The sequence below is a fragment of the Streptosporangium amethystogenes subsp. fukuiense genome, assembly GCF_042665875.1.
Classification (GTDB): domain Bacteria; phylum Actinomycetota; class Actinomycetes; order Streptosporangiales; family Streptosporangiaceae; genus Streptosporangium; species Streptosporangium fukuiense.
Genome location: NZ_JBHTEE010000001.1, coordinates 4,971,771 through 4,987,768 on the forward strand (window position 1 = coordinate 4,971,771; position 15,998 = coordinate 4,987,768).

General features: G+C 71.9%; 10 protein-coding genes. 2 read left to right on the forward strand and 8 right to left on the reverse strand.

The window, feature by feature from the left end:
* Nucleotides 1-3 precede the first annotated feature (3 nt).
* From ACFQVD_RS21165 to ACFQVD_RS21190, 6 genes are all read right to left on the reverse strand, one after another.
* Nucleotides 4-1,002, reverse strand: a complete 999-nt coding sequence (locus ACFQVD_RS21165) for an acyl-CoA dehydrogenase family protein (RefSeq protein ID WP_343966474.1) — start codon at nucleotides 1,000-1,002, stop codon at nucleotides 4-6.
* Complete coding sequence (locus ACFQVD_RS21170; RefSeq protein WP_343966477.1) at nucleotides 999-2,144, reverse strand: acyl-CoA dehydrogenase family protein; 1,146 nt, start codon at nucleotides 2,142-2,144, stop codon at nucleotides 999-1,001. Before ACFQVD_RS21170 ends, ACFQVD_RS21165 begins: the two co-directional genes overlap by 4 nt.
* Before the next feature lie 289 nt (nucleotides 2,145-2,433).
* Nucleotides 2,434-4,167 carry a serine protease gene (locus tag ACFQVD_RS21175; protein ID WP_343966481.1) on the reverse strand — a complete coding sequence of 578 codons (1,734 nt, stop codon included), beginning with the start codon at nucleotides 4,165-4,167 and terminating at the stop codon, nucleotides 2,434-2,436.
* A gap of 348 nt (nucleotides 4,168-4,515) precedes the next feature.
* Complete coding sequence (locus ACFQVD_RS21180; RefSeq protein ID WP_343966484.1) at nucleotides 4,516-5,283, reverse strand: ABC transporter ATP-binding protein; 768 nt, start codon at nucleotides 5,281-5,283, stop codon at nucleotides 4,516-4,518.
* Nucleotide 5,284: 1 nt separating this feature from the next.
* Nucleotides 5,285-7,996 carry an ABC transporter permease subunit gene (locus ACFQVD_RS21185; protein WP_343966487.1) on the reverse strand — a complete coding sequence of 904 codons (2,712 nt, stop codon included), beginning with the start codon at nucleotides 7,994-7,996 and terminating at the stop codon, nucleotides 5,285-5,287.
* 198 nt (nucleotides 7,997-8,194) lie between these two features.
* Nucleotides 8,195-9,451 carry an ABC transporter substrate-binding protein gene (locus ACFQVD_RS21190; RefSeq protein WP_343966489.1) on the reverse strand — a complete coding sequence of 419 codons (1,257 nt, stop codon included), beginning with the start codon at nucleotides 9,449-9,451 and terminating at the stop codon, nucleotides 8,195-8,197.
* 270 nt (nucleotides 9,452-9,721) lie between these two features.
* On the opposite strand from ACFQVD_RS21190, the gene ACFQVD_RS21195 reads away from it, so the two are divergent.
* Nucleotides 9,722-10,825, forward strand: a complete 1,104-nt coding sequence (locus ACFQVD_RS21195) for an alcohol dehydrogenase catalytic domain-containing protein (RefSeq protein WP_343966492.1) — start codon at nucleotides 9,722-9,724, stop codon at nucleotides 10,823-10,825.
* 43 nt (nucleotides 10,826-10,868) lie between these two features.
* Here the strand turns inward: ACFQVD_RS21195 and ACFQVD_RS21200 are convergent, their stop codons facing one another.
* Nucleotides 10,869-13,103 (reverse strand): MMPL family transporter, encoded by a 2,235-nt coding sequence (locus ACFQVD_RS21200; RefSeq protein ID WP_343966494.1) that lies wholly within the window; start codon nucleotides 13,101-13,103, stop codon nucleotides 10,869-10,871.
* A gap of 126 nt (nucleotides 13,104-13,229) precedes the next feature.
* Between ACFQVD_RS21200 and ACFQVD_RS21205 the strand changes: the two genes are divergently transcribed.
* The gene (locus ACFQVD_RS21205) at nucleotides 13,230-13,763 is read left to right on the forward strand and encodes a TetR/AcrR family transcriptional regulator (protein WP_343966496.1); all 534 of its coding nucleotides are present in this window, start codon (nucleotides 13,230-13,232) and stop codon (nucleotides 13,761-13,763) included.
* 45 nt (nucleotides 13,764-13,808) lie between these two features.
* Here the strand turns inward: ACFQVD_RS21205 and ACFQVD_RS21210 are convergent, their stop codons facing one another.
* Nucleotides 13,809-15,842 (reverse strand): protein kinase domain-containing protein, encoded by a 2,034-nt coding sequence (locus ACFQVD_RS21210; RefSeq protein WP_343966498.1) that lies wholly within the window; start codon nucleotides 15,840-15,842, stop codon nucleotides 13,809-13,811.
* Nucleotides 15,843-15,998 lie beyond the last annotated feature (156 nt).

Below are 15,998 nucleotides of genomic sequence, written 5' to 3' on the forward strand. Positions count from 1 at the left end.
TGCTCACGGCCACCTCACCGGTCCGGCGGAACCGAGGATCTCGGCTCTCAGCCGGGAGCGGTGCAGAGCGATGCCGCCGTAGGCGGCGGAGAGGGACCACACCCGGGCGAGCCACAGGTGCAGGTCGAGCTCCTCGGTGTAGCCGATCGCGCCGTGCACCTGAAGCGCGGTCCTGGCGGCCAGCTCGGCGGCCTCTCCCGCGGCGGCCTTGGCCGCGGCGACGTCCCGGCCGGCGGTCGGCAGCTCCCTGTCCACCGCGAAGGCCGCGGCGTAGACCAGCGGCGCGGCGAACTCGACGGCCACCGCCACGTCGGCGAGCAGGTGCTTGACCGCCTGGAAGGACCCGATCCGGACACCGAACTGCCTGCGGGTCAGCGCGTGGCCGACGCTCGTCTCCAGCAGATGCCTGGCCGCCCCGACCAGCTGGGCGGCGACCGCCACGGTGACCGCGCGGACCGCGGGGGCCACCGGGGCCGTGAGCCGGGTCACACCGTCGGACCCCACACCGGATTCCGCGTCGAAGTCCACCGCGAACAGCCTTCTGCTCCGATCGACCCCCGGCTGGGGCGTGAGCCGCGCCCGCCCCGGCGTCACCGCGTACGGGACACCGTCGCGCTCGACGACCAGCAGGTCCGCCAGGTCCGCGTCGGGAGAGTAGACCTGGTCGCCGATGCGCACGCTCACCCGCAGCGAGCCCGCGGCGAGCTTGCCCAGCACCGGGTCGCCGGCCAGCAGCACGGGGGCCGCCACCGCCGTCTCGGCCACCGGGCCGGGGAGCGCGACCCTGCCCGTCTCCTCGAAGGCGAGCACCGCGTCGAGGAGTCCCAGCCCGAGGCCGTCGTGTTCCTCGGGGACCAGCAGCCCGAACAGTCCGATCTCGGCGAGTCGTGACCAGGCGGGGGTCCGCTCCGTCCGCGCGGCCCGAGCCGGGCAGTGCGCGGCGAGTACCTCCCTGACCGTGGCGGCCAGTGCGAGCTGGTCATCGGTGAAGGCGAAGTTCATCGTGGAAGCCCCAGGACGCGTTCGGCGATGATGTTGCGCTGGATCTCGTTGGTGCCCGCGTAGATCGGTCCGGCCAGGGAGAACAGGAAGCCGTCCAGCCAGCGCCCGCCGTCCTCGGCCTCGGGGGCAGCGCCGTCCAGAAGGCCGCGCTCGCCGAGTAGCCGCAGGGCGAGGGTGTGCATGCGCACGTCCAGTTCGGACCAGAAGACCTTGCCCATGCTGGAGGCGGAGCCGATCTCCTCCCCGGCCGCCAGACGGCGGGCGGTGCCGAAGGTGTGCAGGCGGTAGGCCTCGGCGTCCAGCCAGGCGCGGGCGACCTGATCGGCCAGGGCGGGATCGACGCCACCCGAGCGGGCCAGCCGGACCAGCCGGTCGGCCGTGGCCGTGAACCGGCCGGGGCTGCGCAGGGTGAGGCCCCGCTCCGAGGAGGTGGTCGCCATCGCGATCCGCCAGCCCTCGCCGGGGGCACCGAGCACCAGGTCGTCGGGGACCTCGACGCCGTCGAAGAACAGTTCGGCGAACCCGTGCTCGCCGTCGAGCTGGGCGATGGGCCGTACGGTGACATCGGCCAGCGGGAACATGAAGTAGGTCAGGCCCCGGTGCCTGGCCGAGGCGGGATCGGTCCGGAACAGGCCGAAGCCCCAGCCCGCGTAGCAGGCCCGGGAGCTCCAGGTCTTCTGCCCGTACAGCCGCCAGCCGCCCTCCACCCGCTCCGCGCGGGACCGCAGGGCGGCCAGGTCACTGCCCGCCTCGGGCTCGGACCAGGCCTGCGCCCAGACCTCGTCGGCCCTGGCCATCGCGGGCAGGAAACGCTCCCGCTGCTCCGCCGTGCCGTACGAGAAGATCGTGGGGGCCAGCAGGAAGATGCCGTTCTGGCCGACCCTGCCGGGGGCGCCCGCCGCCCAGTACTCCTCCTCGAAGATCAGCCACTCGACCAGGCTCGCCCCCCGCCCGCCGTACTCGACGGGCCAGGAGACCACCGACAGCCTGTCGGCCGCGAGCAGGCGCTCCCACTCGCGATGCGCCTCGAAGCCCTCCCTCGTGTCCATCGAGGGCAGCGGGGCGGCCGGGACATGCCTGGCCAGCCAGTCCCGCACCTCGGCCCGGAATTCCCGCTCCGCGGGAGTGAAGTCCAGATCCACTACACCAACCTAGCGCACGCTTGGGTAGGCGTACAGCGGGCCGTACCGCGAAAGGCCCGGAGCGGTGGTCCGCTCCGGGCCTCGGCACCCGAACGCCGCCCCTCGCCCGAAGGGCGGCATTCGGGTGATCGCCCGGCGTCACCCGTCCGAACGCCGCCGCCTGGACGCCGTTGTCCGGACGCCGTTGGCCGGACGACCGTCCGGCGCGTTCGGGCAGGTGACCCCGATTCCGCCCGGGCGAGCGCCGCCGGCGCTCCCCAGGGATGCGGCTCCACCCGGGCGGACGTACTCAGCGCTGCTCGGGCGGGCGCTGCCCCATGTTCCGGCGCAGCTGCTCCAGCTCCGCCTCCAGACCTGCGATCCGGGTGTTCGCCCCGGGTCCCTGAGCCCCCTGCTGGGGCTGCGGCTGGCCGTACGGCGACTGCGGGCGGACCGCCCGGGTCTCCCCCTGCCCCGCCGGGAGCGGGTAGGGCGGCCGCTGCTGGTACTGCTGCGGCGCACCGTACGGCTGCCCCTGCTGGCCGTACTGCGGCTGGCCGTACGGTGGCTGGCCGCCCTGCAACTGCGCCGGGTAGCCGGGCTGCCCCCCGTACGGAGCGGGCGGGAAGGAGGCCGGTCCCCCGCTACGGCGCTTGCCCCTGGCGACCGCGACGATCGTGCCGATCACGAACGCGGCGACCAGGCCGCCGCCGCCCCAGAGCAGCCACGGCAGGATCGGGGTGCCGCTCTCGTCCTTGCCCGCGGTGATGGCCTGCTGGGAGTCGCTGATGTACTTGGCGACGTACGGGTGGTTCGGCTGCAGTGCCTGCACCTCGCGGAACTTGGGCAGCGCGTCGGAATATCTGTTCTGGAAGAACAGGTCGAGCGCCTCGTTGTAGGCCTTCGTGGTCGTCGACTCGGCCGGCTTGATGTTCTTCTCGTTCAGCTTCTCCTTGACGATGCTGACCGGCAGCACGAAGCTCTCACCCTCGGTGGAACCGCCGTCCTGCTGGATCAGGCCGCCGACCAGGATGCCGATGACCTTGCCGTCCTTGCTGAACACCGGACCGCCGGAGTTGCCCGGATAGGAGGGCGCCTGGGTCTGGATGTACGGCACCCCCTCGGGGGTCTGGCGGCTGGCGTTGTAGGGGCCCTCGGTGAACGCCGGGTCGAGCTTGGACTCAAGGTTGAAGATCGAGGTCTGCGTCACGGTGCCGGGGAACCCGCTGATGTAGAGGGTGTCGCCGACGCGCACGTCCGAGTCCTCGCCCAGCGGCACGGTCGGCAGGTTGTTCTGCCCGTTGGCCTTGAGGATCGCGACGTCCTTGCCCGGGTAGACCGTGCCCTTGGCGACCAGCTCGATCGGCACCGTCTTGGTGGTCTTGTCGACACCGCCGCCCGGCAGGCTCTGCAGCAGCGAAAGCGAGCTCTGGACATTGCGGATCTTGATGTTGTCCGCGTTCCAGACCTGGAAGATCTTCGTCGCGGTCCGGAGGATCTCCTCGTCGGAGGCGATGTCGCCGAGGCTGGCGACCAGGTCCGCGGCGTCCTTCTCATTGATCTTCGTCAGCGCCTGGGCCGCGAAGGTCTGGGCCAGCTCGGTGTCCTCCTGGCCGACGCAGTGCGCCGCGGTCACCATGTAGCCGTCCGGCGTGACCCACCAGCCGGTGCACAGCCCGCCCGCCGTCGCCTCGACGACCCGCTCCTGCCCGCCGGGCGAGAAGTAGCGACCCGGGTCCTTGGCCATCTGTTGCACGACCCAGCGGTAGATGCTGTTCTCGTCGGAGGAGATCTTGCCGCTCTGCACGGCGTTGATCCCCTGCTGGGTCAGGGTCCTGATCGCCTCCAGGTTCGCCTCGGGCGTCGGCACGGCCACGTCCGCCGTGTAGGACACCGAGGTCAGCTGGACGGACGGGTGCGTCCTGGCGGCCAGCCACGTCCCGACGGGGACGTCGACCTCTTTGGGTTTGGCCACCGCTGTACCCGGCAGTGCCAGTGTGCTCGCCAGCACCAGGCCCGCGACGGCGCTGATTCTTCCCCACATCTTCGTACTCTCCCCAAAACTTGCTTCCCGAGGCGAGAGCATGACGGGGACCACTTGGGGAGTACTTGGAAGCCACTGGTAGATCGCCGGGAGCGTCCGACGACGTGCTGGAACCCTCCCGGCGCGCAAAAGGGCGGGACGGCCCCGCGCCGGTAAGCGATCAAGGTATGGGTGAGTATATGCCCACAACGGCGAGTGCCGAATCCGGATGCGGCGCGCGGCCCCCGATCACCCCGGAATCCCACCCGCGCCGCGCCCGACGAGTGCGGACGAACACCTCCCGGCCGAGGCCGGCGGATCCCGTCGAAGGCGCCGCGGTCGGCCGGACGTTCATCCGCATCCTCACTGTCAGCCGAGGTAGGCGGCACGGACCACGGGATCCTCGCGGATCTCGGCGGGGGCGCCCGAGGCGATGACGTGGCCGAGGTCGAGGACGACGAGACGGTCGCAGGTGCCCATCACGAATCCCATGTCATGTTCCACCAGCAGGATCGTCGTCTCCAACGCCCCGATGACCTCCTCGATGCGAGCGGTCTGGTCGGCGTCGAGACCGGACGTGGGCTCGTCGAGCAGCAGCAGGGACGGCGCGTCCGCGAGGGCGCGGGCCAGCTCGACCAGGCGTCGCGCCCCGGCGGGCAGTGCCGCCGCGTAGGCGTCGCGCAGCCCGTTCAGCCCGCAGAGCTCCAGTACCTCGTCCACCCGCTCCCCTCGTGCCCGCTCCAGCCTCCGGCGTCCCCGCCAGCCGACCAGGTCGGCAGGGAGCCCGCCTCCCCCGCCTCTCCACTCCATCGCGGCCAGCACGTTGTCCGCCACGGTCAGCCGGCCGAACACCTGGGTCCGCTGGAAGGTGCGGCGCAGCCCGGCACGCGCCCGCCGCACCGCCGAAGTCCCCGTGCTCTCGCGGCCCGTCACCGAGACGGAGCCCGAGGTCGGCCGGCGCAGTCCGGAGATCACGTCGAACAGCGTGGTCTTACCCGCCCCGTTGGGCCCGATCACCCCGCAGACCTGGCCCGCCGGCACCTCGAAGGAGACGTCGGTGAGCGCGTGGACGCCCCCGAAGGAGACCGATACGGCCTCGACCCGCAACGCCGCGCTCATCACCACTCCGTCTCCCATGTCACGACACCCCCAGATAGGCGGCGGTGAGCCTGGCGTCGTCCACCTCGGCCCGGGGGCCGGTCCAGGTGACCCTGCCCAGGCGCATGAACGCGACGGTGTCGGCGAGTTCGAGCACCGAGGTGGCCTTCTCCTCCACCAGGAGCAGCGCGACGCCGCGCTCGCGCAGCTCGGCGAAGACCTCGAAGAGCTGCTCGACGACGAGCGGCGCCAGGCCGAGCGAGGGTTCGTCGGCGATCAGTACCCGAGGCGGCCTGACCAGGGCGGGAGCCAGGGTGAGCAGTTGCTGCTCGCCACCGGAGAGTGCCCCGGCGGCAAGCCCCCGGCGCCTGGCGAGTTGCGGCAGCCGCTCGTAGACGGGACCGGGATCGGCGAGCCAGGTCCGCAGGTTCTCGTCCACGGTCAGCCCGGGGAAGACACCGCGCCCCTCGGGTGCGAGCAGCACGCCTTCCCGCGCGCGGCGGTGGGCGGGCCAGGAGGTCACGTCGGTCCCGTCCAGGACCACCCGCCCCGCCGTCACCCGGAGATCCCCCGCGGCGACCGCGCAGGTGGTGGACTTGCCCGCGCCGTTCGCGCCGAGCAGCGCCACCACCTCTCCCGGCCGTACCGCGAGGTCCACCCCGCGCAGCACCGTGACGTCCCCGTACCCGGCGACCACGCCCTCCAGCCGGAACAGCGCGTCCTCGACGGCCGGTGTCCGCGGCGGCGCGGTGACCGTGGGGCGGCCGGTCCCGTTCGTCGCCTTCACCGCCGGAGCGCCCCCCTCGCGGGCGGGTGTCTCGCGCCGGAGGGCCGCGGCGCGGTCGCCGCGGGTGCGGCGGCGGTGGCGGGCCTCGCCCAGCTGGGCGAGCACCCCGTCCGGATGCCTGGCCAGGATCATCCCGCCGGCCCCGAAGAGGATCGCCCCGACGTGCGCGGAGACGTGCCACCCGGCCAGCAGCTCGGGGAAGATCGCGGCGATCAGCCCGCCGAGCACCGCGCCGCCGATCCTGCGGACGCCCTGCAGGACCACCACGGCCAGCCAGACGAAACCCGAGAAGGCCGGCAGGTCGGTGGCCGTCACCGACCCCTTGGAGATCGCGAACAGCACTCCGCCCAGCCCCGCGATCCCGGAGGCCAGGGCAAAGAGCATGATCTTGGTGCGGGGCGCCGAGATGCCGGAGGTGGTCGCGGCGGCGGGCGCGGAGCGGACGGCCAGGACCGCCCGGCCCGAGGCCGACCGCTCCAGGTTCCGAACCAGGAGCCCGACCAGCCCGATCAGGGCCAGCAGCAGCAGGACCCGTACCCGAGGGTCGGTGGTGTCGGCGAGCCCCAGTCCGATGGCGGGCAGCGGCCAGCCGATCGTGCCGTTGCTGAACTCGTCGATCTGGAAGAGCACCTGGTCGGCGAGGAGGGCGAGGGCGAGCGTGGCCAGGGTGAGGATCCGGCCGCCCAGCCGGAGGGCGGGCAACGCGACGAGCACGCCGACCGCCGTCGCACCGAGTACCCCCAGCAGGATCGCCACCGGCAGGGGCAGACCGGAGGAGAACGCCCAGCCGCAGGTGAGCGCGGCCATCGAGGCGAAGGACGCCTGCGCGAGGTTGACCATGCCGCCGATGCCGGTGACGACCACGAACGAGCAGAAGATCAGCGCGAGGACGAGCCCCTGGGCCACCACGCTCACGTAGAAGTCGTCGGCCGGGCGGGTGAGGGTCCAGGCCAGCAACGCGACCAGGCCGAGCGCCCACGGCAGGCGCCGCCGCCACGGCGGCAGGTCGGCCAGGTGGTCGGGGGGCGGGGCGTCCTCGGCGGCGGACCCCGCGATGCGGTCCCTGGACCGGTTGAGCAGGATCAGCCCGACGAACAGCAGGATCACCGGTACCGCCGTGCGCAGTCCGGTGACGTCCTCGGCGAAGTCCGCGTACCCCGCGACCAGGTTCTGCACCACGCCGAGCCCGAGCCCGGCCGCGAACGTCCACGGGATCGACCTGAGCCGGCCGAACACCGCGGCCGTCGCCGAGACGAACAGCATCACGGTGAACGCGGTGGAGTCCAGGCCCAGGGTCGAGACCGCCAGCACCCCGGCGAGCCCGGCGAGTGTCGAGCTGAGCGTCCAGGCCATGGCCGAGGAGGCGTCGACGTCTATCCCGCGCAGGGTGGCCAGCCCGCGACAGTCCACCGAGGCGCGCATCCTCAGGCCGTACGGCGTGTGCCGCATGAAGACCCACAGCCCCGCGGCGGCCAGTACCGCGAAGGCGAAGGTGATGAGCTGGTCGGAATCGAGATGGACGCCGCCGAAGGCGTAAGTGACCGCCGGGTAGGGGCCCAGGCCGCGCGGCAGCGAGGTCGCGTCGGCACGTGGCAGCCCGAGCGGCTCGGCGACCAGGTCGACGACCAGCAGCCCGAGCGCCGGGAGCGCGATCGTCAGGCCGATGGTCCCGACGATCTGCGCCGTCTCCCCCGCCTGGGCGAGGCCCCGGAACATGACCCTGTGCAGCAGGTAGCCGAGCAGCGGCGCGAAGAGCGCCACCGCGACCGTCCCGGCCGCCCAGGCGGGCAGCCCGAGACCCACGTTGAGTTCGAAGTACAGCAGCGCGGCCAGGAACCCGATGGCCCCGTGAGCGAAGTTGAACACGCCCGTCGCCGCGTAGGACAGGGTCAGCCCCGAGGCCATGACCGCGAAGACGGCTCCGGTGACGAGGCCGCTGAGAATGTAACCAACAAGCTCGGACATAAGGGCCTTCACCCCGGAATTTCGCGCCTGGTTGCTGACTGCTCACGGGTGTGACCCGTTCGCCTGCGGGACCGGTGAGGCCGGCCTTCGCGCGGGCCGGGGCCGCTCCCCGAAGAGGACGACGGCCGGATGGCGGGGGTGCCCCCGGCTCGCCGCTCACGTGGCCCGCCAGACGCGTGAGCGGCAAGCCCGCGCCCGCTATCTCAGCGGGACGTTGTCGAAGCACTTCATGTTCTTGGCCACCTTGAAGGCGCCCCCCTCCAGCTTGACCAGGGCGCCGCAGCCGTTGGGCTCGGTGTGGTCCTTGGGGTAGCGGATCCGGCCGAAGCCAGGATTCTCGTAGTCGAAGGAGCCGTTGGCCGCGGCCAGGAATCTCTCCCTGGTCAGCTCCTTACCGGTCTGCTCCAGGATCTTGAGGAAGATGTCGGCCGCCCAGTAGCCGATGGCCAGATGCTGGGTGAGCCGGGTCCCCGGTGCGGCCTTCTCCACGTCCGCCCTGAGCTGCGCGATCTCCGGGGCCTGCGACTCGAAGGGCTCGAACATGGGGGCCGCGATCACGCCTTCGAGCGCCTGGGCGATCGCCGGGTCCGCCAGGATCGCGGCGTCGTAGCTGGTCGCGTCGGAGATCAGCCCCTTGTAGCCCGCCTTCTTCAGCGCGCCGTACAGGCCGACGTTGAACTTGGTGCCGGCGATGATCGAGACCACCAGGTCCGGCGGCCCGCCGTCGTCGGAGGTCATGATCTTGTTGACGTACGGGAGCCAGTCGGGCGGCGGGGCCGCGGCGGGCAGACCCGAGTTGAGGCCGACCAGCTCGAAGCCGGCGGCCTCGAAGGACTGCGAGATGGTCTTGCCCCCGTACTTGCTGCCGCTGGAGTCACTCGTCTGGACGTAGACGCTCTTGCCCGCCGAGCCGCCGATGAGCTCGGCCATCTGGTTGCCCCACCAGGTCTGCGAGCCCGCGCCCGGCTGCGGCGCCAGGCAGCCGTTGTAGCCGAAGCCCGTCTTCGTGCCGCACCACTGCGGCCCGGTGGCCCAGCCGAACCACGGCACGCCCTGCTGCTCCAGGAAGGTCGCGCCGCCGAAGTTGGGCGCGTGCACGGGGACCAGTGCGAACACCCTGTCCTTCTGAACCAGCTTCTTGGCCGCCGCGTCGCCCTTGGCCGCGTCCTGGTTGTCGTCCTCGGCCCCGATGAACTCGATGGTGCGTCCGTGCACGCCACCGGCCTCGTTCGCGCGCTGGAACCTGGCCCTGGCCCCGATCTCCGCGTCCTTGGTGGAGTAGCCGCTCGCGCTGGTCTTGGTGAGCACTCCGCCCACCTTGACCGTCGTGGCGGTCACTCCCGCCGCCCCCTCGGAGCCACCGCCCCCCGCGGCCTTCTGCTCGGCCGCGCAGCCGCCTGCGGCGAGCGCCGCCGCGGCCACCAGGCCGATGAGTCGCACTGCCTGCCGTCTCATAGGTCGCTCCCTGCCGTGCCGTGCCGTGCGGCGCGCGCCCGACACAATTTGGCCTAGCGCTCGCTTGGTTTCGTCAGCGTAGATTTGGCATCCGGGGGTGTCAATGGAAGATCACCACACCCTCCACACGGGCCACACACCCCCCGGAAGACGGGAAGAGGCGGGCGGCGGCGTCCCGGCACGGTAGATAACCAAGCAATTGCTTGCTTATAATGCCGCTCCGGGCCAACGCGCGGAGCGCACGGGGCCCTCGGCTCGACGGGAGCGGACATGTTGATGCGTGCGGCCGTACTCACCGGGTTCGGCACGGCGCTGGAGGTACGTGATGTCGAGATCGCCGATCCGGGACCCGGCGAGGTACGGGTACGGATCAAGGCGTCCGGCGTCTGCGGGTCCGACATCAAGGCGCTGGACGGCAAGAGCCCGGTGGTGCGACGACTCCCCTTCGTACTCGGCCACGAGAGCGCCGGGATCGTGGAGAGCACCGGAGCCGGGGTGACCGGCGTCAGACCCGGTGACCATGTGATCATCGCGATGAACGGCGCCTGCGGGCGCTGCCGCAACTGCGGCGCCGGCCGGTTCCACCTGTGCGGCGGCCCCGCCAGGATGGCGGCCATCATGGGCACGATGCGCGACGGCGGCACCCGGATCACCGTGGACGGCGACGGCGCCAGGACGATGATCGGCATCGGCTCGTTCGCCGAGTACGCCGTGGTCAACGAGGCGATGTGCGTGAGGATCGCAGAGGACGCGCCGTTCGACACCATGTGCCTGCTGGCCTGCGGGGTGATCACCGGCGTCGGCGCGGTGCTGAACGTCGCGCGGGTCACCCCCGGCTCCAGCGTGCTGGTGGTCGGCTGCGGCGGGGTCGGGCTGAACGTCGTCCAGGGCGCCGTGCTGGCCGGGGCCACCACCGTCGTCGCCGCGGACGTGGCCGAACAGAAGCTGAAGCTGGCCGAGGAGTTCGGCGCCACCCACACGATCCTCGTCACCGACCTGCCCAAGCAGGTGGGCGAGATCGTCAGGGGCGGCGTGGACTACGCCTTCGACGTGACCGGCGTGGCCGGCGTGCTCGGCGCCGCCCTCGCCTCCACCCAGCCCGGTGGCACGACGGTGATGGTCGGCAGCCCGCCGCAGGGCGAACCGCTCAGCGTCGAGCCGAGCCTGCTGTTCGCCTCCAGACGCCTGATGGGCACCCAGGGCGGCGACGCCGCCCCGATCAGGGACCTGCCCATGCTCGCCGAGCAGTACCTGCGCGGCCGTCTCGACCTCGACCGCCTGGTCAGCGAGCGCCTCCCGCTGGAGGAGATCAACGAGGCGATCCGGCACGTCCGCGAGGGGGCGGTGGCCCGCAGCGTCATCGTCTTCGACTGACCGCGCCGCCCTCGTGCACGATCCCCCCGGCCGCCGCCGCGGCTCAGCCGCGACCGGCGCCGACGAGTTCCCTGCTCGGCTCCTCGTCCTCCTCGTCCTCCTCCTGACCCTCGATGGAGAGGTTCGGCAGCAGACGGTCCAGCCAGGCGGGGCACCACCAGTTGAACCTGCCGAGCAGGACCATGGTCGCCGGGACCAGCAGGCCCCTGATGACCGTGGCGTCCACCGCGATGGCCACCGCCAGGCCGACACCGAAGATCTTTACCATCGGGTCGGGGTAGGCGACGAACGCGACGAAGACCGAGACCATGATCAGAGCGGCGGAAGTGATCACCCGGCCGGTCGACCCCAGCCCCTCGGCCACCGCCCTGCGGTTGTCGCCGTGCCTCAGGTACGCCTGCCGCACGGCGGTGAGCAGGAAGACCTCGTAGTCCATCGACAGGCCGAACAGGATCGCGAACAGCATCAGCGGGATGTAGCTGTCGATCGGCACCGTGAAGAAGAGCGTGCTCAGATAGGAGGCGTCCACATTGACCGGCGGGTCCATGCCGACCAGTCCGCTGCCCAGGCCCAGGGAGAAGACCAGCGAGAGCGCGCCGAACGCGGCCCCGAGCGAGATCAGGTTCATCACCGCGGCCTTGATCGCGACGACCGGCGAACGGAACGCCAGGAGCAGCAGCAGTGCGCTCAGCAGGACCACGACGCCGACGACCAGCGGGGTGCGTGCGGCGATCTTGGAATTGGCGTCGGCCATGCCCGCGACCTCACCGCCCACGTGCACCTTCGCTCCGTCGAGCTCGATCGCGCGGACCGCCTTGACCACCTCCAGCGCCCGGGGGTCGCTGGGGGCGTAGTCGGGGATCGCCTGGACCAGGGCCGCCGTGCCGCGCTCGTTGAGAACCGGGTCACCGACGTGGGCCATCCCTTCGACGTCCGCGACGCTGTCCTTCAGGTTCTGCAATACGGCCGGGACGGGCTTGTCGTCGACGACCGGGGTCTCCAGATCCGCCACCACGACGAGCGGGCCGTTCATGCCGGGCCCGAAACCGGCCTGCAGCAGTTCGTAGGAGCGCCGCGCGTCGGTGCCGCGGTCGCCGTAGCCGTTGTCGAGCGTGCCCAGCTTGAGTCCCAGGGCGGGGGCGGCGAGCGCTCCCAGGAGCACGAGGCTGAGCGCGAGCACGCTCCAGGGACGCCTGGCCACCCAGTTGCCCAGCGAGCCCCAGCCGGAGGAGCCGTGGCTGCCCCGGCGCCCCATGAACGGCAGGCGGAACGCGTTGACCCGGTGCCCGAGCATCCCGAGCAGCGCGGGCACCAGCGTGACGGCGGTGAGCACCGCGCAGACCACCGAGATGCCGGTGATCCAGCCGAGCGTCTGCAGCATGGGGAAGTCGGCGAGCAGGAGCGCGCTGAGCGCGATGATCACCGTGCCGCCGGCGAACACCACCGCACCGCCGGAGCCGGCGACCACCCGGCGGATCGCCTCCTGGGTCGGGACGCCGTCCGCCAGCAGCTTGCGGTGCCTGCTCAGCAGGAAGAGCGCGTAGTCGATACCGACGCCGAGGCCGATCATCGTCGCCAGGATCGGCGCCTGCTTGGGCACGTCCACCAGATGGCCGAGCAGGCCGATCGTGCCGAGCCCGGTCGCGATGCTGACCAGTGCGACGAAGATCGGAATCATCGCGGCGACCAGGGTGCCGAACGCGAACAGCAGGACCAGCAGCGCGCAGACCACTCCGATGATCTCGCTCGTCCCGGTCTTGATCTCCTTGTTCGCCGGGCTCGACGAGCCGGCGGGCACGACCTCCAGGCCCGCCGCCCGCGCGGGCTCGGCCGCCTCGACGAGGAGCTTGGCGGTCTCGGCCGTCTTGGTGGTGTCGTGCCCCTCAAGCTTGACCGCGATGAAACCGATCTCCAGGCTGGGCGCGATCCCGCCCGTCCGGGAGGGAGGGGTCACCTCCACCACGTGCGGGACCTTGCGGATCTGCGCCGCGGCACGTTCCACCGCGCTCTTCCTCGGCTCGGCGAGCAGGGAGCCGTCGGGAGAGTAGAGGACGAGCTGGACCGAACCGCCCATCTCGTAACCGGGGCCGAAACCGTCCTTCAGCAGGTCCATCGCCCGCTGGGCGTCGGTGCCGGGGAGGCTGGTGTCGTTGGTGGCCGGTCCGGGGAACAGCACCGAGCCCGCCATCAGCACTGCCGCGGCGACGACCCACAGCGCCAGCACCGCCTTGCCATGCCGCGCGCACCAACTCCCCAGCCGCCCCAGCAAACCAGACATTCGGTGACCGCCCTATTAAAGTCTGAAATGTGCCTGAAACGCCGTACTGTACGGCCGTACAGAACCTACGATACGAGAGTAGGCGCGCAAATTGGGAAACGCCCCCAATAGCGTGGGATTGAGACGATGACCACACTTGAGCATGGACACGACACGCGCGGCCGGATCCTCGACGCCGCTCGCCGACTGTTCGCCGAGCGCGGCTATGCGGCGACCTCGCTGGCCGACATCGCCGCGGCCGTCGGCCTGACGAAGACCGCCGTCGCCTACCACTTCCACCCCAAGGACCGGCTGGCCGCCGAACTGCTCGCCCCCGCCGCCGAGGACATCATGGTCCTGATCGAGAGCGACTTCGACGACGACCGCGCCTTCGTCGAGGCCCTGGTGACCTTCGTGGTCAGGTACCGGGCGATCATCCGGCTGATCATGGAGGACCTCGGCGGCGCCGACGACGCGCCACCCGGCTCCCCCGGCGAGATCATCCGTGCCTTCCGTGACGAGATCTACCACCGGCTGGCCGGACCCGACCCCGATCCCGACCGCCGGGTCTGGGCCTGGGCCCTGCTGGGGTCGCTGCAGTACGGGGTGGTCAAGACGATCGACCTTCCCCAGGAGGATGTCAGGAAGATCCTGCTGACCACCATCCTGGCCACCATCTGACCACTGCCTCGCCGCCCCGGGGGCGCCCGTCGCCCCGGCCCGCCGTCATCCCGAGGGAGCCGCCTCCCCGGGTACGGGATCCGGCGAGTCGGGCGGGTCGGGAGGCGCGGTGGTCTCGCCCGGGCCGTGGCTCGGCCCAGGCCCCGGGCCCGGATCCGGGCCAGGCCCGCTCTGGCTCGCCACCCCGACCGTGATCACGACCGTCGCACCCGGCCGGGCGCAGGTGCCCGGCGCCACGCTCTGCGCCAGTACCACACCGTCCTGGGCGTCGTCGGTGACCAGCCGCGCCCGGGTCCGTACCGCGAAACCCGCCCCGCCGAGCGTGTTCGAGGCGTCGGCCGCGCTCTGGCCGGTGATCGACGGCACCGGAGCGCCGTGCCTGGAGACGACGAGCGCCACCGCGCTGCCCGGCGAGACGTGCTTGCCCGCACCGGGGGTGCTCGCCAGCACCCGCCCGGCCGGCTGGTCCGAGCAGCGCGTACTCACCCCTCCAGCGGCCAGCCCGGCCTGGGCGAGCGCCGCCTGGGCGGCGCTCCTGGCGAGGCCGACCAGCGTGGGCACCTGGATCCCCGCGGAGACCTCCAGGTTGACCTTGCCCTTCCTCGGCAGCGTGGTCCCCGCCACCGGGTTGCTCGCGAGCACCTCTCCGACCGGCCGGTCGGAGCTGACCGCTCGGACGGTCCCGGCGACCAGCCCGGCCTGTTCGATCAGACGCGCCGCCCCGGAACGGTCCAGCCCGACGAGAGCCGGCACGACCGTGGTGACCTCGGACGGCGGCAGCGGGGAGGATCTGACACCCTCCGCGCGCGGAGGCTTGGCCGGGTTCGCCGGGAGGGGCCTGACCGGCGGGCTCGTCCTGCTCGCCTGCGGCGTCTCGGCCTGGGGACCGGCCTCCACCACCCGAACCGCCGGCGGTGCCGCCGTACCTTTCGGGGTGACTCCGCTCAGTGCCGGGACCAGCACCCCCGCCAGCACCGCGGCGCTCACCAGCAGCGCCCCGGAGACCGCCATCGACGCCCTGGTGGCCGCCCGCCCCGGGTGAGTGCGAGGCTCGTCGAAGTCCTCGCCTTCGGTGAGGTGCCCGCGCCCACCGGACATCGCCCGCCAGGCGGCCCCGGACGCGCGCGACCTTCCCGCGAGGCCCGACCCCCCGAAGGAGCCGGCGGGGCCGGACACTCCGGACGGGTCCGAGACGTCAGGCCCGCCGGAGCCGACCCGCAGGGCGAGACCGCCGGGCACCGGAGGGGTCCGGGAGTCGAACACCGACCCGCGCCCGCCGTCGCCGAGCAGCGCGAGCAGCAACTCACGGCTGCTGGGACGGTTACCGGGGTTCTTGTCCAGGCAGTCGACCACCAGCGCGCCGAGCAGCCCGTCGAGGCGCCCCAGTTGCGGGGCGGCGGTGAGGATCCGGTTCAGCACCGCCGCGATCGAGTCCTGGCCGAAGGGCGCCTGGGCGTTGGCCGCGAAACATATCGTGGCGCCCCAGGCGAAGACGTCGGCCGCCGGGTTGATCTCGGCGCCCTCCACCTGCTCGGGCGCCATGTAGGCCGGAGTGCCCGCACCGCGCCCGCTCTGGGTGGCCGCCGCGTCCAGCGCCCTGGCCAGCCCGAAGTCGATGACCCTCGGCCCGTCCGGACCGAGCAGCACGTTCTGCGGCTTGAAGTCGCGGTGCACGATCCCGGCCCGGTGGATGGCCGCGAGCGCGGTGGCCGTGCCGATGGCCAGACGCTCCAGCCTGCCTCCCTCGCGGGGCCCGCTGACCGCGACCTCACGGTGGAGCGACGGGCCGTCGACGTACTCGCTGACGATGTAGGGCCGGTCGCCCTCCAGCCCGGCGTCGATCACCTGGGCCGTGCAGAACCGGGCCACCTGCTTCGCCAGCTCGACCTCGCGCAGGAAGATCTCAGGGTTATCCCCCACCGAGCCGTGCAGAAGCTTGACCGCGTAGGGCTCTGATCCGGTGTCGGGGCGCACCCCGACATAGACCACTCCCTGGCCTCCCTCTCCGAGCCGCCCGATGATCTCGTACTCACCGAGCGCCGCCGGATCCCCCGTTCTGAGCGGCTGCGCATACGGCACGCGAGCCTCCCCTCGCCGCCACCCTTCTCACTCAAGAAGAAGCATCGCCGACAGTCAACGGGCAGACAGGTCTTCTCCTCCTCACCGTGATATTCATGTGATGCTCAGGTCAGGGCAAGTACCAACAGACCCCTCGAATCGCCGATGCCCAGCACA